The organism is Pseudomonas sp. NFACC43 (assembly GCF_900119645.1).
In the GTDB taxonomy this organism is placed as follows: Bacteria; Pseudomonadota; Gammaproteobacteria; order Pseudomonadales; family Pseudomonadaceae; genus Aquipseudomonas.
This window is the reverse complement of record NZ_FPKK01000011.1, coordinates 157,087-178,897: the sequence shown is the minus strand read 5'-3', so window position 1 is coordinate 178,897 and position 21,811 is coordinate 157,087. Positions and strand designations below refer to the sequence as shown.

23 protein-coding genes are annotated in these 21,811 nt (G+C 63.9%); 11 read left to right on the top strand and 12 right to left on the bottom strand.

Features of this window, described 5'->3' with window-relative positions; translation table 11 throughout:
• Window positions 1-41 precede the first annotated feature (41 nt).
• On the bottom strand, window positions 42-818 hold the full coding sequence (locus BT179_RS19395) for an IclR family transcriptional regulator (protein WP_072431383.1): 777 nt from the start codon (window positions 816-818) through the stop codon (window positions 42-44).
• Window positions 819-1,004: 186 nt separating this feature from the next.
• Between BT179_RS19395 and BT179_RS19390 the strand changes: the two genes are divergently transcribed.
• Both BT179_RS19390 and BT179_RS19385 read left to right on the top strand, forming a co-directional pair.
• Entirely contained in the window at window positions 1,005-1,889 is an 885-nt protein-coding gene (locus tag BT179_RS19390; RefSeq protein WP_072395952.1) for a KPN_02809 family neutral zinc metallopeptidase, read from the top strand.
• The gene (locus tag BT179_RS19385; RefSeq protein ID WP_072431384.1) at window positions 1,890-2,837 is read left to right on the top strand and encodes an alpha/beta fold hydrolase; all 948 of its coding nucleotides are present in this window, start codon (window positions 1,890-1,892) and stop codon (window positions 2,835-2,837) included. It abuts the gene before it with no gap.
• Between the two features lie 21 nt (window positions 2,838-2,858).
• Here BT179_RS19385 and BT179_RS19380 read toward each other — a convergent pair whose 3' ends face one another.
• From BT179_RS19380 to BT179_RS19370, 3 genes are all read right to left on the bottom strand, one after another.
• Window positions 2,859-3,452: an HAD family hydrolase gene (locus BT179_RS19380; protein ID WP_072395948.1), complete on the bottom strand. Its 594-nt coding sequence runs from the start codon at window positions 3,450-3,452 to the stop codon at window positions 2,859-2,861.
• Window positions 3,449-4,318 carry an acyl-CoA thioesterase II gene (gene tesB / locus BT179_RS19375; RefSeq protein ID WP_072431385.1) on the bottom strand — a complete coding sequence of 290 codons (870 nt, stop codon included), beginning with the start codon at window positions 4,316-4,318 and terminating at the stop codon, window positions 3,449-3,451. Before tesB ends, BT179_RS19380 begins: the two co-directional genes overlap by 4 nt.
• Window positions 4,319-4,421: 103 nt before the next feature.
• Window positions 4,422-4,991, bottom strand: a complete 570-nt coding sequence (locus tag BT179_RS19370; RefSeq protein WP_072395944.1) for a GNAT family N-acetyltransferase — start codon at window positions 4,989-4,991, stop codon at window positions 4,422-4,424.
• 73 nt (window positions 4,992-5,064) lie between these two features.
• Between BT179_RS19370 and BT179_RS19365 the strand changes: the two genes are divergently transcribed.
• Together BT179_RS19365 and BT179_RS19360 are read left to right on the top strand one after the other, a co-directional pair.
• The gene (locus BT179_RS19365) at window positions 5,065-5,985 is read left to right on the top strand and encodes a histone deacetylase family protein (RefSeq protein WP_072395942.1); all 921 of its coding nucleotides are present in this window, start codon (window positions 5,065-5,067) and stop codon (window positions 5,983-5,985) included.
• Between the two features lie 203 nt (window positions 5,986-6,188).
• Window positions 6,189-7,430 (top strand): TIGR03862 family flavoprotein, encoded by a 1,242-nt coding sequence (locus tag BT179_RS19360; protein WP_072431386.1) that lies wholly within the window; start codon window positions 6,189-6,191, stop codon window positions 7,428-7,430.
• Between the two features lie 108 nt (window positions 7,431-7,538).
• Here BT179_RS19360 and BT179_RS19355 read toward each other — a convergent pair whose 3' ends face one another.
• The gene (locus tag BT179_RS19355) at window positions 7,539-8,876 is read right to left on the bottom strand and encodes an RNA helicase RhlE1 (protein ID WP_072431387.1); all 1,338 of its coding nucleotides are present in this window, start codon (window positions 8,874-8,876) and stop codon (window positions 7,539-7,541) included.
• Window positions 8,877-8,934: 58 nt separating this feature from the next.
• On the bottom strand, window positions 8,935-9,828 hold the full coding sequence (yedA, locus tag BT179_RS19350; RefSeq protein WP_072395936.1) for a drug/metabolite exporter YedA: 894 nt from the start codon (window positions 9,826-9,828) through the stop codon (window positions 8,935-8,937).
• A gap of 161 nt (window positions 9,829-9,989) precedes the next feature.
• Here yedA and BT179_RS19345 point away from each other — a divergent pair, with 161 nt between their 5' ends.
• A complete protein-coding gene (locus tag BT179_RS19345; RefSeq protein ID WP_072431388.1) occupies window positions 9,990-10,442 on the top strand; it encodes an Lrp/AsnC family transcriptional regulator in 453 nt (150 codons plus the stop codon).
• A gap of 116 nt (window positions 10,443-10,558) precedes the next feature.
• Here the strand turns inward: BT179_RS19345 and BT179_RS19340 are convergent, their stop codons facing one another.
• The 3 genes from BT179_RS19340 to BT179_RS19330 all read right to left on the bottom strand — a co-directional run bounded on the left by BT179_RS19340 (window position 10,559) and on the right by BT179_RS19330 (window position 12,591).
• The gene (locus BT179_RS19340) at window positions 10,559-11,170 is read right to left on the bottom strand and encodes a 3'-5' exonuclease (RefSeq protein WP_072395925.1); all 612 of its coding nucleotides are present in this window, start codon (window positions 11,168-11,170) and stop codon (window positions 10,559-10,561) included.
• 22 nt (window positions 11,171-11,192) lie between these two features.
• Window positions 11,193-11,672, bottom strand: coding sequence for a LabA-like NYN domain-containing protein (locus tag BT179_RS19335; protein ID WP_072395923.1), 480 nt, complete (start codon window positions 11,670-11,672; stop codon window positions 11,193-11,195).
• Window positions 11,673-11,811: 139 nt separating this feature from the next.
• Window positions 11,812-12,591: a DUF2076 domain-containing protein gene (locus BT179_RS19330; RefSeq protein ID WP_072431389.1), complete on the bottom strand. Its 780-nt coding sequence runs from the start codon at window positions 12,589-12,591 to the stop codon at window positions 11,812-11,814.
• A 178-nt stretch (window positions 12,592-12,769) separates the two neighbouring features.
• Here BT179_RS19330 and BT179_RS19325 point away from each other — a divergent pair, with 178 nt between their 5' ends.
• Together BT179_RS19325 and BT179_RS19320 are read left to right on the top strand one after the other, a co-directional pair.
• On the top strand, window positions 12,770-13,432 hold the full coding sequence (locus tag BT179_RS19325; RefSeq protein ID WP_072431390.1) for a YciC family protein: 663 nt from the start codon (window positions 12,770-12,772) through the stop codon (window positions 13,430-13,432).
• Window positions 13,433-13,520: 88 nt separating this feature from the next.
• Entirely contained in the window at window positions 13,521-14,600 is a 1,080-nt protein-coding gene (locus BT179_RS19320) for an endonuclease/exonuclease/phosphatase family protein (RefSeq protein WP_072395916.1), read from the top strand.
• A 45-nt stretch (window positions 14,601-14,645) separates the two neighbouring features.
• Here the strand turns inward: BT179_RS19320 and hrpB are convergent, their stop codons facing one another.
• Entirely contained in the window at window positions 14,646-17,162 is a 2,517-nt protein-coding gene (hrpB, locus tag BT179_RS19315; protein WP_072431391.1) for an ATP-dependent helicase HrpB, read from the bottom strand.
• A gap of 254 nt (window positions 17,163-17,416) precedes the next feature.
• On the opposite strand from hrpB, the gene BT179_RS19310 reads away from it, so the two are divergent.
• Together BT179_RS19310 and BT179_RS19305 are read left to right on the top strand one after the other, a co-directional pair.
• Entirely contained in the window at window positions 17,417-17,836 is a 420-nt protein-coding gene (locus BT179_RS19310; RefSeq protein ID WP_053151726.1) for a hypothetical protein, read from the top strand.
• A gap of 28 nt (window positions 17,837-17,864) precedes the next feature.
• Window positions 17,865-18,758, top strand: coding sequence for a cation diffusion facilitator family transporter (locus BT179_RS19305; RefSeq protein ID WP_072395912.1), 894 nt, complete (start codon window positions 17,865-17,867; stop codon window positions 18,756-18,758).
• Window positions 18,759-18,803: 45 nt separating this feature from the next.
• On the opposite strand, the gene BT179_RS19300 is transcribed toward BT179_RS19305, so the two are convergent.
• On the bottom strand, window positions 18,804-19,772 hold the full coding sequence (locus tag BT179_RS19300; protein ID WP_072431392.1) for a DUF6515 family protein: 969 nt from the start codon (window positions 19,770-19,772) through the stop codon (window positions 18,804-18,806).
• A gap of 412 nt (window positions 19,773-20,184) precedes the next feature.
• Here BT179_RS19300 and BT179_RS19295 point away from each other — a divergent pair, with 412 nt between their 5' ends.
• A complete protein-coding gene (locus BT179_RS19295; protein WP_072395908.1) occupies window positions 20,185-20,664 on the top strand; it encodes an Lrp/AsnC family transcriptional regulator in 480 nt (159 codons plus the stop codon).
• Between the two features lie 277 nt (window positions 20,665-20,941).
• Window positions 20,942-21,151 carry a DUF2788 domain-containing protein gene (locus BT179_RS19290; RefSeq protein ID WP_039594082.1) on the top strand — a complete coding sequence of 70 codons (210 nt, stop codon included), beginning with the start codon at window positions 20,942-20,944 and terminating at the stop codon, window positions 21,149-21,151.
• Here the strand turns inward: BT179_RS19290 and BT179_RS19285 are convergent.
• The gene (locus BT179_RS19285) at window positions 21,146-21,712 is read right to left on the bottom strand and encodes a pseudouridine synthase (RefSeq protein WP_176776517.1); all 567 of its coding nucleotides are present in this window, start codon (window positions 21,710-21,712) and stop codon (window positions 21,146-21,148) included. The genes BT179_RS19290 and BT179_RS19285 overlap by 6 nt on opposite strands.
• Between the last annotated feature and the right edge of the window lie 99 nt (window positions 21,713-21,811).

Sequence of the window (21,811 nt, the reverse complement as noted above, 5' to 3'; positions counted from 1 at the left end):
TGTCGGTACGCCGATGCGGAGCCCCGCCTGCGAGTACGCACTCAGCTGAACAACTCCGATGCCTGGCTCGCTTGCGACAACTCTTCGGCAAATGCCAGCAAGGTCGGGGCCAGTTCATGCAGCCGCGCCCGCGTCATCCTCGCGCTGGGCCCTGCAACGCTGAGCACGCCGACGACCCGACCGTCCAACGGATGTCGCACCACGGCGGCAATGGCCGACGTACCGACCGCCGAGCTTTCCTCGACACAGGCGTACCCCTGCTCTCGGGCGTTGCGCAGGTATTCGAGCAGCTCAGCCGGGCTGCGCGGAGCGTTCGGCCCCACCTGTGCCGGTACCGGCGCCGCCTGGCGTTCCACCAGCCCAAGGGCCTCGACGTCGCTCATGCTCGCCAGCCAGGCATGTCCCGACGCGGTATAGGACAGCGGAGCCTCACGGCCCATGTCCGGGTCGTAGCGTAAGCCGGACCGTGCGCCCTGGGACTTGGCGATCCAGGTCTGGCGATCCCCTTCGATCACGCCCAGGCGCACCAGTTCGCCACTTTCCCGGGCCAGACGATCGAGCACTGGCTGCACGATGTCGGCACCGCTACGGGAGAGGTAGCGAAACCCCAGGGCGACCAGCCGGGTCGACACGTGATAACGCAGGTTCTCGGGATTCTGCCGCACATAACCCAGGCGCATCAGCTCGGCGAGCAGGCGGTGGGTGGCGCTTTTCGGTATCTGAAGTTCTTCGGCCAGGCCCTGGAGCGGCCAGCCTCGAGGTTCACTGGCCAGGCTTTCCAGCACATTGAAGACCCGTTCGATTTGACTTCCGGCCATGGGGGTTCCAGATGAAAGATTGGTCGATTCTAAAATATGCGGAGTTTAATTCAAATTCTGGAACCGGGTAGAGGTTCGTGTCGATGAACCAAAACCGGCAATGGTTGCCTGAAAGCTTCAGAGAGCACTGGCGGTAAACCTGCCCAGCGACAACACTCTGCACACGGTCAATCAGAGGATTCCCACATGCTATGGAAAAAAGGTCGCCGCAGTGACAACGTGGTGGACGCCCGTGGTGATGGGGGCAGCTCAGGCGGAATGCGTTTCGGCGGTGGCAAGGGACTGAGCCTGACGGCCGTCCTGCTGATCGTCGGCATCGGCTGGATCACCGGCCAGGACCCCATGCAGATCCTCGGACAACTGGCCGGACAGATGGACCAGACGGCACCACCCTCCTCCCAGACCCGCCAGGCGCCACCGGCGAACGATGAAGAAGCGGAGTTCGTACGCTCGATCCTCGGCGACACCGAAGACACCTGGGGCCAGGTGTTCCAGCAGGCCGGGCGGCAATACCAGCAACCCAAGCTGGTGCTGTTCAGCGGTCGGGTCAATTCGGCCTGCGGCCTGGCGTCCTCGGCCACCGGCCCGTTCTATTGCCCGGCGGACCGGCAGGTCTACCTGGACATGAGCTTCTTCAAGGAAATGTCCCAACGCTTTGCGGCCGCCGGCGACTTCGCCCAGGCCTATGTCATCGCCCATGAAGTCGGGCACCACGTACAGACGCTGCTGGGGGTGTCGGCGAAAATCCAGGAAGCCCGCCAGCAAGGTCGGCAGATGGAAGGGGACGGCGGTCTGCTGGTGCGTCAGGAATTGCAAGCCGATTGCCTGGCAGGCGTCTGGGCCAACCATGCGCAAAAGCGCCTGAACTGGCTTGAGCCGGGAGACGTCGAGGAAGCCTTGAACGCCGCCAATGCCATCGGCGATGACCGATTGCAGCAGCAAGGCCAGGGCCGCGTGGTACCGGATTCGTTCACCCACGGCACATCGGCGCAACGGGTGCGCTGGTTCAAGGCCGGGTTCGCCCAGGGCCAGGTCAGCCAGTGCGACACCTTCGCGGCGAAAAACCTGTAGATGAAGTGGATCGCATTGATCGCGCTGGTGCTGAGCGGCACCCTCGCCCAGGCAGACGAACACGCCGTGCACGCAGTCGCTCAAGGGCGACTGCAACTCAAGGGGGGCGCCATGGTCGTGGCCGTGGGCCCGCCTCCGGCCTCCATCCAACGGGTGCTGATCATCGTCCACGGCCGGCTGCGCAATGCCGAGACCTATCTGCACAGCGCCGAAAAAGCCGCCGGGCAGGCCGGGCAACTGGCCACGACCTTGATCATCGCCCCGCAGTTTCTCAACGAACAGGATGTGCTGCGCCACCAACTGCCCGCCGAACTCCTGCGCTGGCAAGGCAATGAATGGATGGCCGGCGGCTTGTCCACGGGGCCGCATCCGCTGAGCTCCTTCCAGGTGCTCGACGACATCGTGGCCCGGGTCAGTGACCGGCAGCAGTTTCCCGACGTGAAGGAGATCGTCATCGCAGGTCATTCCGGCGGGGCCCAGGTGGTCCAGCGCTACGCCCTGCTCGCCCGGGGGCCGTTCCGGATTTCCCCGCGCTTCGTCGTCGCCAACCCGTCTTCCTATGCCTATTTTGATGCGCAACGGCCCATGGCCTTCGCCCCCGCCAGTTGCCCCGGCTTCGACCAGTGGAAATATGGCCTGCAGAACCTGCCCGCCTATGCCGCCGGGCAGACGCCCGCCCAGCTGGAAGAGCATTACATCAAGCGCGACATCGTCTATCTGTTGGGACAGCAGGACACCGACCCGGAGCATCCGGCGCTGGACAAAGGCTGCGAGGCCCAGACCCAGGGCCCGTATCGCCTGCTGCGCGGGCACTTCTTCTTCGATTATCTGACCCGACGTCATCCCGTTGGCCTGAACCAGCGGCTGATCGAAGTACCCGGGGTGGGGCATGACGGCGATGGGATGCTGACTTCGCCTGAGGGACTGAAGGTGTTGTTCGGGCAATGAGTCTCGAGGAGACCGCCCTCCTCAAGCCAAAAGCAGGCGCTGCAACTCGAAACAATCGCGCGCATGCCAGTCAGCCAACTCCGGCCAAGGATTGTCCGGCAGGTTCACCAGCACCGTCCGTGCGCCCGCCGCGCGGCCGCAGTCCAGGTCGAAGCGGTAATCGCCCACCATCACCATCGCCTCGGGCGCGACGCGCCAGGCCTCGGCCAGCTTCAACAGGCCACCGGGATGCGGCTTGGGCGGTGCCTCGTCACGCCCCAGCACGTCCTCCACGGCGAAACAGTCGGCCAGGCCGATGGCTTCGAGGGTCACATGGGCCAGCTCCCGGGCATTGCGAGTCAGGATTCCCAGGCGATAGCCACGCCCGGCCAGTTCGCGCACCAGCTCGACCGCGCCGGGGGCGGGCCGCGAGCCCAGCGCCAGGTCTCGCTCGTGCTCCAGCAGCCAGGCATGCTTGGCCGCGGCTTCGTCCGCCGGCAACGCCGCCAGGTGCGTCAGGATGTCGTCCTCGGGAGGAATCGCCAGGGCCACGCGAATCGCCGCGAAATCATGCACCGCGACGGTCAGCGTGCCATCCATGTCGAATACCCAGTGGCGCACATCGGCCAGGCTCATGCCCAGTCCTTGCGATGACGGATCAGGCCTTCCTGGGTCACCGAGGCCACCAGTTGCCCGGCGCGGTTGAACACGCTGCCGCGGGAGAACCCGCGGGAATTACCGGCCCAGGGGCTGTCCATGGCATAGAGCAGCCAGTCGTCGGCGCGCAGATCGGCATGGAACCAGAGAGCGTGATCGAGGCTGGCGACCTGCATATCCTTCTGCCACACCGACCGGCCATGGGGCAGCATCGAGGTGGTCAGCAAACCGAAATCCGAGGCATAGGCCAGCAAATACTTGTGCAGGGCCGGCAAGTCCGCCAGGGCGCCATCGGCCCGGAACCACACGTATTTGATCGGATCGGCCGGTTGCGGGTTGTAGGGGTCTTTCTCGGTGACCGGGCGCACTTCGATCGGCTTGGGGCACAGCAGTTTTTCGCGCATGTGCTCGGGCAGCAGGTGCGCGCGCTGCTGGGTCAGTTCCAGTTCGGACGGCAGGTTTTCCGGCCCCACCACCTGGGGCATGGTGCTCTGGTGTTCGAAGCCCTGCTCGTCGTACTGGAACGAGGCGCTGCAGGTGAATATGGGATTGCCCTTCTGGATCGCCGTGACCCGACGGGTACTGAAACTGCCGCCGTCACGCACCCGGTCCACCTGGTAGACCACAGGCAACGCCGCATCGCCGGGGCGCAGGAAATAGCCATGCATCGAATGCACATGGCGCGCTTCTTCCACGGTCTGGCTGGCGGCCGAAAGCGACTGGCCCAGCACCTGGCCGCCGAACAACTGACGGAACCCCAGGTCCTGGCTACGACCGCGAAACAGGTTTTCTTCGATCGGTTCCAGGGTCAGCAGGTCGACCAGATCTTCCAACACGTGGCTCATTCAGACTTTCCTCACACAGCACATACCGCGCAGTCTGTGCTGCGGCGGTGGATCGATTGTTGGCCCGGGCCACTCTGGCGGGCATTGTAAACGTCCGTGTCGGCTAACCGTGCAGGGTTTCCAGCCACTGCTCGCGATTGATGCGATAAAGCACATGGTGACGCAATGGATGACCGACCGCGAGTTTTGGATGCTCGAAATCATCAGCCGGGTCATGGTGCATGCCGATGGCCTGCATGACTTTCTGCGACGGCAGGTTATCCACGGCGGTGAATGCCACCACCTCCTCCAGCTGTAACTGGTCGAACCCACATCGCAGCGCCGTCCAGGCCGCCTCACTGGCATAGCCCAGGCCCCAATGCTCCCGGGCCAGGCGCCAGCCGATCTCGATGGCGGGCGTGAAATGGGCGTCGAACCCGACCACGCCCAGGCCGGTAAACCCGATGAAGGCGCCGGTGTCCTTGCGCTCCAGGGCCCACAAGCCAAAGCCGTGCTCGGCGAAATGGCCCCGCACCCGGCCGATCAGCGCGGCGCTTTCCAGCCGACTCAGGGGTGCCGGAAAATAGCGCATCACTTGCGGGTCGGCGGACATGGCGGCGAATTCCGGCAGGTCCTCGTCGCGCCATTGCCGCAACAACAGTCGCGGGCTTTCCAGTTCCAGTATCAGCTCCATCTTCACTCCCTTTCCATGCTCAGAGTCTACATCGCTGGTAGGATTCATTGCTCAATTGCCGCCGAAAACACCCATGTCACTGCCACTGATCTATCACGAAGACTACAGCCCCGAATTTCCGGCGGAACACCGTTTTCCCATGGACAAATTTCGCCTGTTGCGCGATCACCTGGTGGACAGCGGCCTGACCCGCGACGCGGACCTGTTGCGCCCGTCCCTGTGTCCGCCGCAGATCCTGGCCCTGGCCCATGACCGCGCCTATATCGAACGCTACATGGGGGGCGAGTTGTCTCGGGAAGACCAACGGCGGCTCGGCCTGCCCTGGAGCGAAGCCCTGGCCCGCCGCACGGTACGCGCCGTGGGCGGTTCGCTGCTGGCGGCCGAACAGGCTCTGGAACACGGACTGGCCTGTCATCTGGCCGGCGGCACCCACCACGCCCATTACGATCACCCGGCCGGCTTCTGCATTTTCAACGACCTGGCGGTCATCAGTCGTTATTTCCTGGCCAGCGGTCGCGTCTCGCGGGTACTGATCTTCGACTGCGATGTGCACCAGGGTGACGGAACGGCTCGAATACTCCATGACACGCCGGACGCGGTAACAGTTTCCTTGCACTGCGAAAAGAATTTTCCGGCCCGCAAGGCCCACAGCGACTGGGACATCCCGCTGCCGATGGGAATGGGAGATGCCGCGTACCTGAGCGTGGTGGACGACGCCCTCAATTATCTGCTGCCGCTCTACCAGCCGGACCTGGTGCTGTACGACGCCGGCGTCGATGTGCACAAGGACGATGCCCTCGGCTACCTGAAGCTGACCGACGAAGGCCTCGCCGCCCGTGACGAAAGCGTGATGCGCCACTGCCTGGGACGCGACATCCCGGTGGTCGGCGTGATCGGTGGCGGCTACAGCAAGGACCGCAAGGCCCTCGCCCGACGCCATGGCATCCTGCACCACAGCGCACAAAAGGTCTGGGTGTCATCAGGCTGTCATTGAATGCTGGGCGCGTTACCCACAATGCCTGTGGAGCGGCCTGTGGATAACCTGAGTGAAATGATCTACAGGCTATGTCGCCTGTAGCTTGCGCACGCCTGGCTACTTTTTGATCACGCCTCCCGAGAACACCCCGTACAAGCCCGCTCCCACAAGGGTCTGTGCTGATAGAATGCGCGGCTTATTCCCCAGCCTCACCAATCGCCATGACCCAAGCCCCCCAATCCGACACACCCAACATTGCCATCATCGGCGGTGGCCCCGCCGGCCTGATGGCGGCCGAGGTGTTGAGCCAGGCCGGCGTCCGGGTCGACCTGTACGACGGCATGCCCTCGGTGGGCAGGAAGTTCCTGCTAGCCGGTGTCGGCGGTATGAACATCACCCACTCGGAAGCTTTCCCGGCCTTTCTGTCCCGCTACGCCGAACGCGCGCCGAACCTTGCCCCCTTGCTGCGGGCCTTCGGGGCCGATGAGCTGTGCAGGTGGATCCACGGCCTGGGCATCGACACCTTCGTCGGCAGCTCGGGCCGTGTGTTTCCCACCGACATGAAGGCTGCCCCCCTGTTGCGCGCCTGGCTCAAGCGCCTGCGCGATGCCGGGGTGATGATTCATACCCGCCATCGCTGGCTGGGCTGGAACCCCGACGGCAGCCTGCGCGTAACCGCCCCGGACGGCGAAAAGACCCTCTTGCCCGATGCGACACTGCTGGCGTTGGGCGGTGGCAGTTGGTCGCGCCTGGGCTCCGATGGCGCCTGGATGCTGCCCCTGGAACAGCGCGGTGTCACCCTTGCGCCACTGCAACCGAGCAATTGCGGATTCGACGTGCAGGCCTGGAGCGATCTGATGATCAGCAAATTCGCCGGCGCTCCGCTGAAAAACATCGCCATCGGTTTGAACGACGATCTACCGCGCCTCGGCGAATGCGTGATCACCGCCACCGGCATCGAAGGCAGCCTGATCTATGCCCTGTCGGCACCGATTCGCGAAGCGATCAACCAACACGGCAGCGCGACCATTCATCTGGACCTGTTGCCGGGCCGACCTGTGGATAAGATCCAGCAGGCCCTGAGCAAACCTCGCGGTTCACGCTCGATGGCCAAGCACTTGCACAATCAGTTGGGGATCGACGGGCTCAAGGCCGCGCTGTTGCGCGAACTTACGCCCGCCGAATGCTTCGCTGACCCGGCACGCCTGGCCCAGGCCATCAAGGCTCTGCCCGTCACTCTGGTAAAACCCCGTCCACTGGACGAGGCCATCAGCAGTGCCGGTGGCGTGGCATTCGAAGCCCTGGACGAACGCCTGATGCTCAAGCGGATACCCGGTGTGTTCTGCGCCGGGGAAATGCTCGACTGGGAAGCGCCGACCGGCGGCTACTTGCTGACGGCCTGTTTTGCCAGCGGCCGGGCAGCGGGGTTGGGGATATTGGAGTGGCTACAGCGCAAGAATTGATACCGCGACGCGCCCATCGTGAACAGGCTCGCTCCCACAGTTCGACGGCGTATGCGATCCCTGTGGGAGCGAGCCTGCTCGCGATAGCGATCTACCAGACAAAGCACATCAAGGCTTGCGCTTACGCGGCCCGGTATTGAACACCGGCACTTTTCGCACCGGCTTGATCGACGGCTCCACAGGCGCCGAGTCGCCGCTGTCGACCCACTTGCCCAGGTTGCGCTTGCCACCGCCGCCCGAGGCCTTCGGTTTCTTCGGCTTTTTCGGCTTCTTGATGACCTGGCCACTGGCATCGGTGTCCGGCACCCGGTGCTCAGGCTCGAAATCCGGCTCCATCCGGCGCGACAAGGTCTGGCGTGTCAGCATCTCGATGGCCGACAACAGATTCACCTCATCGGCGCACACCAGGGAAATCGCTTCCCCGGTGGAGCCCGCCCGGCCGGTACGGCCGATGCGGTGGATGTAGTCCTCGGCAACGATGGGCAGGTCGAAGTTCACCACCAGCGGCAGGTCTTCGATATCCAGTCCACGGGCCGCCACGTCCGTGGCCACCAGGATCTGGATCTCGCCCAGCTTGAAACGGTCCAGCGCCCGTTGCCGGGTAGCCTGGGGCTTGTCGCCGTGGATGCCATCGGCGTTGACGCCCAGGCCCTGGAGTTTCTCCACCAACGCATCGACCCCGTTGCGGGTCTTGGCGAACACCAGCACCTGTTTCCACTTGTTCTTGCGCATCAGGTGCACGAACAGTTCCGGCTTGCGCTTCTTGTCCACCGTCACCACCCATTGCTTGACGGTATTGGCGGCCACGTTGCGCGGACTGACTTCGATGCTCAGCGGATCGTTGAGCATCTGCCCGGCCAGCAGGCGGATCGCGTCGGAGAACGTGGCCGAGAACAGCAGCGTCTGGCGCTTTTTCGGCAATGCCTTGTAGAGATTTGCCAGTTCCTCGGAAAACCCCAGGTCCAGCATGCGATCGGCCTCGTCCAGCACCAGGGTCTGCAACTGGTTGAACTTCAGCGCGTTCTGCCGGAACAGGTCGAGCAGGCGACCCGGCGTGGCGACCAGCAGGTCGACGCCCCGGCGCAGCTTCATCATCTGCGGGTTGATGCTCACGCCGCCGTACACCGCGTAGGTGCTCAGCGGCAGGTGCTGGGCGTACTGGCGAACGCTTTCGTGAACCTGCTCGGCCAGTTCACGGGTCGGCACCAGGATCAGTGCGCGCACGGAATTGGAAGCGACCTTTGGCCCTTCAGTGGTCAGCAACTGCAACAAGGGCACTGCGAACCCGGCAGTCTTGCCGGTGCCGGTCTGGGCCGCGGCCATCAGGTCGCGACCGGCCAGCACGGCCGGCATGGCCTGGGCCTGCACCGGGGTCGGGGTCTGGTAACCGAGCGTCTCGAGGGCGCGCAGCAAGGGTTCGATCAGGCCAAGGGTGGCGAAAGTCATGGGAGTACCGTAGGAAAAATCAGCGCAAGGTGTGCAATGCGCGGCAGTTTACCTCAAATCAGGCTGCGGGCTTGGGCTTGCGCCACTGGGGCAGCCCGATCAACACCACGGCACTGATGATCACCAGCATCGCCACGGTCTCTTCGATGCCGATGCTTTCACCGGCAAACACGATTCCCAGCAGCACCGCCACCGCCGGGTTGACGTAGGCATAACTGGTGGCCGCCGCCGGACGCACGTGCTTGAGCAGATACATGTAGGCATTGAAGGCGATGATCGAGCCGAAACAGGTCAGGTACGCCAGGGCGAACCAGCCTTCCAGGGGAGGCATGCGGTCCAGGTGTTCGCCACTGGCAACACTGCCGATCAACAGCACCACGCCGCCCACCAGCATCTCCACGGCACTGGCCATTGCCCCCGCCGGCAGTGGCAGGTGCTTGCTCAGCACCGAGCCGAAAGCCCAGGATGCTGCCGCGAATACCAGTAACGTCGCGCCCAGGGGACTCGATTGCAGGTTGGACCCCAGGTTGAGCATCGCGATGCCGATCAGCCCCAGCACAATCCCCGCCCACTCCAGACGCGTATTACGAGCGCCCCAGAAATAGCCGCAGAGCAAGGTAAACAGCGGCACCGTCGCCACGGCCAACGCCGCTACACCAGAGGCCACGCCGGTATGTTCCGCGACGCTCACCGCGCCGTTGCCGAAGCTCAGCAACAGCACACCGATGATGGCCCCCGCCTTCCATTGCGCCCAGGTCGGCGCCGGCGCACCGCGCCAACGCAAGAAGCCGTACATCATTGACCCGGCAAGCACGAAGCGAATCCCGGCCAGCAGCAATGGCGGCCAGTGCTCGACGCCGATGCGAATCACCAGGTAGGTAGAACCCCAGATGACGTACAAGGCGAAGAAGGCTGCGATCAACGGCAGGGAAAAACGGCGTGTGCCAGGCATGGGGAGCTCGAAGTCAGGACAATGAAAGCCGCTATTCTAAAAAGGCGATGGACGGAAAATAAGCTACAAAACCTGTTTATCCAGGCCATACACTTTTCAAAGCAAGGAGATCGGCGCTATAAACCAGGCTTTCGAAAGCCACCCGAACTGGAAGCCGAACCGTGGATAAATACGACCGCATGCTCCTTGGCGCCTTGTTGGAAAACGGTCGTGCGTCCTACGCCGAACTGGCCCGCAAAGTGAACCTGTCAGCCCCGGCCGTGGCCGAACGGGTCAGCAAACTGGAGGCCAGCGGCGTGATCACCGGCTACCAGGCCAAGGTGGACATGGCCAAGATCGGCCTGCCGGTGCAATGCGTCATCGAGCTGCGCATGAACCAGCACGGCAAGCAATCGACCTACGACGAGCTGTGCAAGATCCCACAACTGACCGAATGCCACCGGGTGACCGGCGATCCATGCGTCATCATGCAAGCGGCGGTCGGCTCCATGCCGGAACTGGAAGAGCTGATCAACCGAATCGCCAAGTTCGGCTTCAGCAAGACTTCGATCGTGCTGTCCAGTGCCATTGAAAAGCGCGTGCCGTTGGGGCACCTGGAAGGCAATGGGAAATGACACTGATCAACTGTGGAGCGAGCTTGCTCGCGATGGCGGAGTGTCAGTTACAGAGAAGCTGACTGATCCGACGCTATCGCGAGCAAGCTCGCTCCCACAGTTGTCCGGCGGTGTGCCTAAAAGCCGCGATGGCGCTTGAGATGCTCGTTGATCTTCGCCGCCGGCACTTTCTGCAAGCTGCACAGCAAATCATGGGACAACTCCCGCAACCCATGCTTTTGTCGCAACTCCGAGGCCAGGTGCGCGGTGAGGTTGGCGGCCATTTCGGCGTCGGCCATGGCCCGGTGGGCCTGGCCGGTATGGGGCAGGCCGGCGAAGGCGTTGAGCGTACCCAGCTTGTGGTTCGGCGCCGTCGGCATCAGGCGCCGGGCCAGCAACAGCGAACAGGCGAAGTTCTGCAGGCGGGTGCGTTTGATCCGCCCCAATTCGAAATCCCAGAATTTCTGGTCGAACGCGGCGTTATGGGCCAGCAGCGGCGTGATGCCGACGAACTCGTTGACCTCGTTCATCACCCGCTCGGCCGGCGGCGCGCTGCGCAGCATGGCATTGCTGATGCCGGTCAGTTGTTCGATGAACGCGGGCACCCGCACACCGGCATTCATCAGGCTCTGGTAGCGGTCGACGATGCGGCCCTGTTCGAGAATCACCACGGCGATCTCGGTGGCCCGGCAACTGCTGCTGGGGGTGATACCGGTGGTTTCAAAGTCGATGACTGCGATGCGTTCCAAACCCGTGTGAACTCCGTAACGATCAATTCTTGAGCAGCAACGCGCCTTCGATGGGCACGTAGCGACTGGCGGCGCGGATCAACGAGTTGGCCGTCAACCCCGGTACGCCATAGGCCACGGCCTGGACACCGTGCTTGCGGATGATGCGTTCGAGCAGCATGTCGAAATCGCCGTCGCCGGAAGCCAGCACCACTTCGTCGACGTGGTCGGCGGCGTCCATGATGTCGAGCGTGATGCCCACGTCCCAGTCGCCCTTGGCCGAACCATCGCTGCGCTGGATGTAGGGCTTGAGTTTCACGGTGAACCCCAGGTTGCGCAGGATCTGCTGGAATTGCTGCTGCTTGCTGTCACCGCGGTCGATGGCATAGGCATAGGCCTCGACGATCTGACCTTGCCTGCTGACATCGGCCCACAAGGCCGCATAGTTGAAATGGCAGCCATAGGCCTGGCGGACGGTGTAATAGAGGTTCTGGACATCGGCGAACACAGCGATTTTTTTCACCGCGGATCCTCTTGAATGCACAAGCGCGCAGGCTCTGGGTCAGGCCACCAGGCCCGAAAGGCGCCCAGTATGCCAGCCCCGGGGATCGTTCCGCGAATAATCGGTCCGAGGTGCCTGGCACCCCGGACGAATGGCGGGCTCAGACGAAGGAATCGTCGTCGCCGAAGAAAGACGAATCGTCGCTGTAGTCCGCGTCGCTGAAACCGTCCTGGTCACTGCCCCAGCTCTGGTTGTCGGCGACGCGCTGCTCGTCGCCCCAGCCGCTGTCGCCGCCACCGGTGTCATTGACCGGCTGGGCCGGCTCTTGCTGGAGAATCTCGACGATTTCCTGAGGCTGCTGGCTGTTATGGAACAGGCTGCTGATGCCCTGCGCCAACATCACGCCACCGGCCACGCCCGCCGCGGTTTTCAGGGCGCCGCCCAGGAAGCTGCTCGTCGCCGGGGCCTGCTGCTGCGGCGCGCCGTAGCCAGCCGCAGGCGTGCCGAAGCCCTGTTGGGCCGGGGCGCTATTGAAGGACGGGCGCGCAGGTTCGCGCCAGCCGCCGGAAGCCGGAGCGACCGGAGCGACCGGAGCCGGAGCCGGAGCCGGAGCCGGCCGGGAATCGCGGTTGCCGCCGAAAATGCTCGAGAGAAAGCCACCACCGCCGCTGGGCGCCGCGCCCTGGTTGCGGGCATTCTGCAGGTCGGCCTGCAATTGTTCCACCTGCTGGGCGAGCTGCCGATTCTGTTCGTCGAGGCGCTTGATCGCCGCCTCCTGCACCAGGATCGCCTGGGCCATGAAATAGCCCGCCGCCGGCTGGTTGACCATATGCTCCTTGATCCGCGCCTCGGCCTGGGCATCGCGCGGGGCTGAGTCCTTTTCGGCCTGTTGCAGCCGTGAAAACAGTCCATCGATCAGGGTTTGTTCTTCGCTGTTCATGGCGACCTCATCAGATTGCCGGGTAAAAAACCATGCCGGTCCCGCAGGACCGCTGCCAGCCAGTAATGGGGCTCGCCGGGAAGGTTTCAATGCTCTTTACCAGATGTTTACGTTTGCTTGTGCGGTGGCTTGATCGGTTAAAGTGTCAGACCGCTTTGTTGAACTGCGATACCGACCCATGAATCCGTTAGACGTGCTGCGCGACTCCCTGTATTTCTTCAAGCGCCATCTGGGCCGGATTGCCGGCTTGTGCCTGCCCCTGGTGATACTCGAAGCCGTGCTGCAGCAAGGCGTGGACAGCGCCGTCGGTCCCGACGGATTTCCTGGCTACAGCCTGATCGTCGGGCTGCTGGTATATCCGCTGTACACCGCTGCACTGATCCTGTTTCTCGATGCACGCAGCCGCGGCGAATCGCCCCGCGCCCGTGACCTCCTGGCCGCCGCCCTCACCCTGTGGCCACGCTTCGCCGTGCTGACAGCCCTCAACACGCTGCTGATCCTGCTGGGTATCTCGCTGTACCTGCTGCCGGGCCTGTGGCTGATGGTGACGCTGGCATTCAGCGAATACCTGCTGGTGCTCAGGGGCCTGGCGCCCCTGGCGGCGATGAAGCAAAGCCTGCGCATGAGCCGCGGTCGCTTCTGGCGGATCCTGTTGTGCATTCTTGGCGTGATGGGCCCGCTGTGGCTGCTCAAGGGGGCCAGCGTCTCGGTGTATCCGCCACCGCAGAACCCCTGGGTCACCTTGCTGATCGACAGCGTCCATAGCTTCCTGCAGCTGTTCACCAGTGTGGTGCTGTTCCGGATGTTCATGCTGATCGAAGAAAAAACCGACAACTCGTGACAGGTGCCATGCAGGTATCGGGGTTGGGCCTGGGAAGCGCTCTCGGTTATGCTCGGGATCACTTTTGCGTACCGCCCAAAGCCGAGCCATGACCCGTTTACTGCGCTACACCCTGCTGGGCCTGCTGTCGATCCTCTGCCTGGCCGCCCTGTCGATCTACAGCCTGACCTGGCGTCCGCAGGACCGGGAAACCCTGCCGGTCAGCTGCACTGCCAATGCGGCGCCGCTGATGCCCGGCCAGGCCTTGAAGGTGATGACCTGGAACGTCCAGTTCCTGGCGGGCAAACGCTATGTGTTCTGGAACGACCTGGCCCGGGGCGACGATGAAAGCCCGACCCTGGAAGACATGGCCTTCAGCCTCGATGAAGTGGCACGTGTCATCCGCGACGAGCAGCCGGACATTGTCCTGCTCCAGGAGCTGGACAACGGCGCCAAGGCCAGCGACTACCAGAACCAGTTCAAGTTGCTGCAAGAGCGGCTCGCCGATCTCTATCCATGCAGCACCAGCGCCTTCGACTGGAAAGCCGACTTCATCCCCAACCCGCGGATCTTCGGCAGCGTCGGCCGGCAACTGGCGACGCTCAGTCGCTACCGCATCGACCACGCCGAACGGGTGCAACTGCCCGTTGCCAACGCCAATGTCGTCAGCCGCCAGTTCCAACCCAAAAATGCCTTGCTCATGAGCTACCTGCCACTCAACGGTGGCGGTCAGTTGGCAGTGCTCAACACCCATCTGGAACGGGCTGACGAGTCGGATGAAACCCTGCCCAAGCAGGTCGCGGCCGTGGCCAGGGCCCTGGACAGGCTCGAATCGGCAGGCACGCCCTGGATGATCGGCGGCGACTTCAACCTCCTGCCCCTGGGCCAGTACCTGCGCCTGCCGGTCGAACAACGCACGCCCTATTCCGCAGACAGCCCGCTGCATCTGCTATGGGACAAATACCCGATGATTCCCACCAACAACGAGGCCAGCGGCATCGACCGCAAGCACTGGCTGACCCACTATCCGAACGACCCCGGCCTCAACGGCCCCGACCGCACCGTCGACTACCTGTTCTACAGCCCGCAGATCAAGCGGGTCGCAGCCAGGGTGCGGCAGGACGATACCTTGCGCATTTCCGACCATCTGCCGGTGATTGCACGGTTCCTGCTGCCGGCATCGCCTTGACCCAGGCCGCATCGCCGCCACAACTGGACCTGCGCCGGGGTCAGCTCACTTGCGCGGCTTGACCCGTGCCGTCGCTTCGGCCACCAACGGATCATCCGGCCAGTAATGCTTGGGGTAGCGCCCCTTCAAATCCTTCTTCACTTCGACATAGGTGCTGCGCCAGAAGTTGGCCAGGTCCTGGGTCACCTGCACCGGCCGGCGTGCCGGCGACAGCAGGTGCAGCTTGACCACCTGGCGTCCGCCGGCGATGCGCGGGGTATCGGCCAGGCCGAAGAGCTCCTGCAAGCGCACCGCCAGGATGGGTGGATGCTCACTGTAGTCCAGGCGAATCGACGAGCCCGAGGGCACGCTCAAGTGATGGGGAGCCAGCTCGTCCAGGCGCTGCGGCAATGGCCAGGGCAGCAGGTTGTGAACGATGCTGGACAAATCCAGGTTGGCGAAATGACTGAGGCGCGAGACTCGCCCCAGATAGGGCATCAACCAGTGTTCGAGGCTGTCCAGCAACGCCCCGTCGCTGACATCGGGCCATTCGCTTTCGCCCTTGGCGTCCAGGTCGAGCCGACGCAGCAGCGCAACCCGCGCCTGCCATTGTCGCAGCTCCGGGGTCCAGGGCAGCAGCTCCAGGCCCTTGCGCCGAACCAGGTTCACCAGCGCCTGGCTGCGCGCCGATTCGTCCAGGCCGGTCAGCGGTTCGCGGCTGAGGACCAGCTCACCGACCTTGCGCTGGCGCTCGGCCCGCAACACGCCTTCGCGTTCATCCCAGTCCAGTTGATCCACCGTGCGAACCTGCTCGGCCAGCACCGAATCGAACAGCGTCGGGTCGAAATCCGTCGCCAGATAGATGCGCTCCTCCCGCTGGCCCTGGCGGCTGCCGAGGTCGGCGATCACCAGCCACGGTTGCTTCATCAGGCTGTCAGCCTCGGCAAACAGCGCGGCACGGCCGTTGGCCAGGCGATATTCCGCACCACCGGGCCGCCGCTGCTGGGCGACGCGATCCGGATAGGCCAACGCCAGCAGCGCACCGAGCCAGCGCGGATGATCGGGGTCGGCTACGGCCTCTTCGGCCTTGCCCCGCAGATAGCCGCGATATTGCCGGGCCAGTTGCCGCGCCCGTTGCACCCCGCCCTGGGCGCCGCGTGCCGCACGCTCTTCGCCGGACAACAGGGCCAGGCGATTGTGCAGGTCGGCGCCGGCGCCCCGGAGAATGTCTCGCTCACCCAACAGCGCCGCGACGTTGCACGCCATCTCCGCCAGCCCCAAGGCCTGGCCGCGCAGCAGCAGATGGGCAATGCGCGGATGGGCCGGCAACTCGGCCATGGCCTGGCCATGGCGCGTCAGTTGCTCGCCTTCCAGGGCGCCTAGGCGTTGCAGCAGGTCCTGGGCCTGGGCGTATGCGGCGGCAGGCGGGACGTCGAGCCAGACCAGCTGTTGCGGCGCCACGCCCCAACGTCCCAATTGCAAGGCCAGCCCGGCCAGATCCGCCGAAAGAATCTCGGCGCTGCCGTAGGCCGCCAGTTGTTCGTGCTGGTCCTCGGACCACAAGCGGTAGCACACCCCCGGCTCCAGCCGCCCGGCGCGACCGGCCCGCTGGGTGGCGCTGGCCCGGGAGATACGCTGGGTGTCGAGGCGGGTCATGCCGCTGCCCGGGTCGAAACGTGGCACTCGGGCCAGTCCGGCATCGATCACCACCCGCACGCCGTCGATGGTCAGGCTGGTTTCCGCGATATTGGTGGCCAGCACCACTTTGCGTCGGCCCGCTGGCGCGGGGTCGATGGCGGCGCGCTGGGCCGCCAGGTCCAATTCGCCATGCAGCGGGCACAGCAGCACATCGCCGCTCTCGCCCAAGGCATCGGCCAATTGCTGATGGACGCGGCGGATCTCCGCTTGCCCAGGCAAAAACACCAGTACGCTGCCCGTTTCATCGTGCAGGGCTTGCAGCACTGTCTGCACCAGCCGCGGCTCGATGAATTCGCCGGGCTGGAACGGACGGCCCCAACGCACCGTCACGGGAAACATCCGCCCCTGGCTGCGCAGGATCGGCGCGCTATCCAGCAGCCCGGCCAGGCGCTCGCCTTCGAGGGTGGCGGACATCAGCAGGATCTTCAGCGGCTGCTCTTCGCGAAACAGCTCCCGGCCGTTGAGGCTCAAGGCCAGGGCCAGGTCGGCATCGAGGCTGCGTTCATGAAACTCATCGAAAATCAGCAAGCCCACGCCTTCCAGCGCCGGATCGTCCTGCAGGCGGCGGGTGAGGATGCCTTCGGTGACCACTTCGATACGGGTTTTCGGGCCTACCTTGCTGTCCAGGCGAATCCGGTAGCCCACCGTTTCACCGACCTTTTCCCCCAGTTCGCTGGCCAGCCGCTCGGCCGCCGCCCGGGCCGCCAGGCGCCGGGGTTCGAGCATCAGGATGGTCTGTCCGGCCAGCCAGGGCTCGTTCAGCAAGGCCAGGGGAACGCGGGTGGTTTTACCGGCACCGGGCGGTGCTTCGAGCACGGCTTCGTGGCGCGATGCCAAGGCTTGGCGCAGGGCGGGTAAAACTTCATCAATCGGCAAAGAAATCATGCGGGTGGCCTGTACGGTTAATTCAAGTGCTCAACTTCGAGTGCCAAGGCTTGTCAGGCAAGGCGCATGACGACTCGTAGCCCGCTACGGCGAGGATTGGCAACGCAGCCTGGCAAGTTCTGGCGCCGAAGTTGAGTGCACAAATTAGCCACACAGGCCACTAGCTCCAGAACGGAGGGCCGAGTATAACGGCGAACTGTTTCGCGTGGTCTGGACTCCAACCAGCAACGCCTTTACCTGCTCGGGAGATTGTTATGCGTATGCCATTTCGCGTGATCGGCGGCGTCCTGGTCGCCACCCTGCTGACCCAGCTCAGTGCCTGCGGCTCGATCTTCTATCCCGATCGCCGTGGACAGATCGATGGCAAGATCGACCCGGCCATCGCCGCCCTCGATGCCGTCGGCCTGCTGTTCTACATTATTCCCGGCCTGATCGCGTTCGCCGTGGACTTTGCCACCGGCGCCATCTACTTCGAACCGGGCAAGAGCGCCCAGATCGCCCCGGAGAAACTCAAGCCGGCCATCAACGCCGACGGCAGTGTCGACAACCATAAGCTGCAAGCGATCCTGGAAAGCGAACTGGGCCGCAGCTTCCCGCTGGACGATCCACGGCTGATCCAGCACAAGGGCAGCGCCCAGCAACTGGCTGCCTTCGGCCTCAAGCCTGCCGCATGAAGGGCGCCGCCGAAGGAACGAGCGCGTCATGACTACCAGCACCGAGCATGCCCGTTTGCTGCGCCTGGCCACCCGCGCCTCGGTGGCCGTGGCGTTGATCCTGATCGTCGCCAAGGCCCTGGCCTGGTGGTTGAGCGGGTCGGTGAGCATGCTCGCCGGCCTGACCGACTCGGCGCTGGACGGTGTCACCTCACTGCTCAACCTGTTGGCGGTGCATTACGCCCTGCGCCCCGCCGACGACGACCACCGCTACGGGCACGGCAAGGCCGAGTCCCTGGCCGGCATGGCCCAGGCGCTGTTCATCGGGGGCAGTGCCGTGCTCATCGCGCTGCAGGCGTTCGAACGCATGAAAGCGCCGGTCCCGGTGGATGCGCCCTGGCTGAGTGTCGGTGTGATCGTGTTTTCGTTGGTGCTGACCCTGGCGCTGCTGGCGTTGCAGCATCGAGTCATCCGTGCCACTGGCTCCAACGCGGTGCGTGCCGACTCGCTGCATTACCGCTCCGACCTGTTGCTCAATGGCAGCATCCTGGTAGCACTGGTGCTGGCCGGGCTCGGCTGGTTCCAGGTCGATGCGTGGTTCGGCCTGGGCATCGCCGCGTACATTCTGTGGAGCGCCGTGCAGATCGCCCGGGAAAGCTTCGCGGTGCTGATGGACGAGGAACTGCCGCCCGATGTCAGCCAGCATATGCTGGAACTGGCTTGCGCCGTGCCGGGCGTGCTCGGTGCCCATGACCTGCGTACGCGAATCTCCGGCAACCACTGGTTCGTGCAGTTGCACCTGGAGTTACCAGGGGACCTGACCCTGTCCGTGGCCCATGGCCTCAGCGACCAGGCCGCCGACGCCATCCACCAGGCCTATCCGAAGGCAGAAGTGTTGGTCCATGCCGATCCGTCGGAAGTGGTGAAGCACACCAGCGCTTGATGCCGGACACAGAAGCAGGTGTCGACGCTGATTCGGTTGTGGGTATCAGTAGGTCACCTGATACCCACGGCTGCTCAAGCAACCACCCTGGGCCTGGCGATAGGTCTGTACCACTTCCGGTGCCGGCGGGTAGGTGTAGTTGCGCGGGTCGAAGCCGCTCTGCTGCACTGCCCAGCGATAGCACTCGTAGCCATCCTGGTTGACCTGTTCGGGGGACTGGCCGTTGGCCGGATAAGCCAACACGTCGAAACCGTTACCTTGGGGCTGCGGCTGCGGGTTGGCCACCGGCGCGTCGACCACCACATAATCCCGGGTGTTGGCTTCATAGATGTAATAGGCCCCGGCAGCGAGGAAAAACAGCGAACTGCCGATCCACACTTCCCGGGCGTAATCGGGCAGATAACGGGTACGAATGCCTCGTGGCGGCTGCACCACGACGTAGCGCGGCCCCTGGGGTCGATACCAGTAGCCACCCGAATAGAAATAATCCTCGCCGCGATAGGGCACGCGATAGTGACGGTCCGGAAAACGGTCGATCACATACCCGGGACGATACTGCGGCCCTGGGCCCCAGCCGTTGCCATGCCCGTCCGGTCTACCGGCCCAGTGCGGATCGGGACGGCTGTCATGGCCAGGTCGCGACCCATTGGCCGGGTAACCCTCGCTGCGGCGCGGAATATCGCGGTAGTAACCCGGTTGCGGCTCCCGGGTCTGGGTCACGCTGTCGGGACGGCCCTGGATCGGCAGGTTGTTGCCGGGTTGCTGCTGCGGCGGGCGACCGTAGGCGTTGGGATCGTGAGGTGGACGAACGTCCTGCTGCCCACTGGGGTACTGCGGCTGGACCTCGAACTGCCGACTGTTATCGCCACGAATGATCTCGTTGCCTTGGGGCCGGGGCTGGCCTGGGTAACCCTGCAGGCCGCCACGATTCTGCTGATCGTCGGCCATTCCCTGCGCACTGACACTTGCCCACAACAGACCAACACCTGCCAAACGCCAGATGCGCGACTTCATGAAATTCCTCACACGGGTTCAGGGCCTGAACATGAGACTGGAAAAGCCCAGGCCGGTTCTGCACAGATTATCAGCCCCGGGGCTTATTTCGCAGGCATAAAAAAGGGAGGCCCGTCGGCCTCCCCTTGTGAATTTTGTCCGTGCTCGACGCTTTTGACGTCGGCTCACCTCACGCCGTCTTCTGGACAGTGTGCAGCTCGGGGGCCTGCCGGCACCGGTGGGTGCCGCGACCGCAGCCGGCCTGATTCGGCGGGCTGCACTGGACTGTTTGTCCGAGCAGTGATCTTGGTGATAAGGATAGGCTTCACGGGCCGACAGATGATTGCGAAGATTGCTGCTTTAAACATCACTTGCGCAATTTTTAACCCCAGAGAGATAATCTGCCGCAATTATCAAGATAAAGGCCCGACCGATGAGCAAACTCGACCGTTACGACCTGAGCATATTGGCGGAATTGCAGCGCGATGCGCGGATCTCCAACCAGGAACTGGCCGAGCGCATCGGTCTGTCGCCCTCCCCTTGCTCGCGACGAGTCAAGCAGCTGGAAGACGACGGTTATATTTCACGCCAGGTCGCCCTGCTCGATCGCAAGATGCTCGGCCTGAGCCTGACGGCCTATGTGCTGATCGGCATGGATCGCCACACGCCCGAGCGTTTCGAGAATTTCGAGGCGGCCATCCGCAACCTGCCGCAGGTCCTGGAATGCAGCCTGGTGACCGGCATGGACGCGGACTACCAGCTCAAGGTGGTGGTACCGGACATGGACCATTACCAAAAGCTGCTGCTGGGACACCTGACCCGGATCGACGGCGTAACCAGCGTGCGTTCGAGCTTCGTACTGAACCAGGTGCTCAACAGCACCGAGTTGCCGTTGACTCACCTGCGTAACTGAACATCCCTCTGAAATCCTGAGCAAGCGATGGCGGTGGACCGGCCAAATCACTGACAGCGGTAATGCCGCCATCGCGAGCAAGCTCGCTCCCACAGGGGGGCCGGGCGCATGGATATTGCGCTTGTCATAAATCCAACGTGGGAGCGAGCTTGCTCGCGATCGCGTCAGCCCAGGCGATGAATAGCTGCGACACACCGCCGCAGGCCAATCCCCCGCGCTTGCACCATGCCGTATACTCGCCGCGCCTTTTCAACCCCGCCCACGCCGGAGTGTTTCGATGGATCCTGCCGTTTTCGAAGAGTGGATGATGACTGGCCTGGTCAGCATCCTGATCATTTTCATGGGTTTCATCGTCTGGGACCTGGCCAAGAAATCCAAGGCCGGACGCTTCGGCTCGTTCATCCTGTTCTTCGTGCTGGGCCTTGGCGTGGCAGCGTTCATCATCAAGAGCGTGGTGATCGGCCTGATCGAATCCGGGACGCTATAAGCGCGCCGGCACTTCCTTCCACTGACCCTGGTCGAGCCCTTCGATCGTCCAGTCGCCGATCCTGACCCGCACCAGGCGCAACGTCGGCAAGCCCACCGCAGCAGTCATGCGCCGGACCTGGCGGTTGCGCCCCTCGCGAATCACCAATTCCAGCCAGCTCGTAGGCACGCTCTTGCGAAAGCGCACGGGTGGGTTGCGTGGCCACAGCTGCGGCTCATCCAACTGCCGCGCCTCGGCCGGCAAGGTCATGCCGTCGTTCAACTCCACGCCATCGCGCAGACGCTGCAACTGCCCGGCACTCGGCTCGCCTTCCACCTGCACCCAATAGGTCTTGGCCAGCTTATGCCTAGGGTCGGCAATGCGCGCCTGCAATTGCCCATCGTTGGTGAGCAGCAGCAACCCTTCACTGTCGCGATCCAATCGCCCGGCCGGATAAATGCCCGGTATGTCGATGAAATCCTTGAGCGTCGCCCGCCCCTGGCCATCGCTGAACTGGGTCAGCACATCGAAGGGTTTGTTGAACAGGATCAGCTTCGGCTCCGCCGGCGGGGCCTTGGCCACGCGGCGCGGCGCGGTTGCCTGTGGCTTCGCGCCGGGACGATGGGAAGCGGGACGAGGAGAACGGGGCATAGTGGCACGGCATCTAGCGATCAGGGCCGC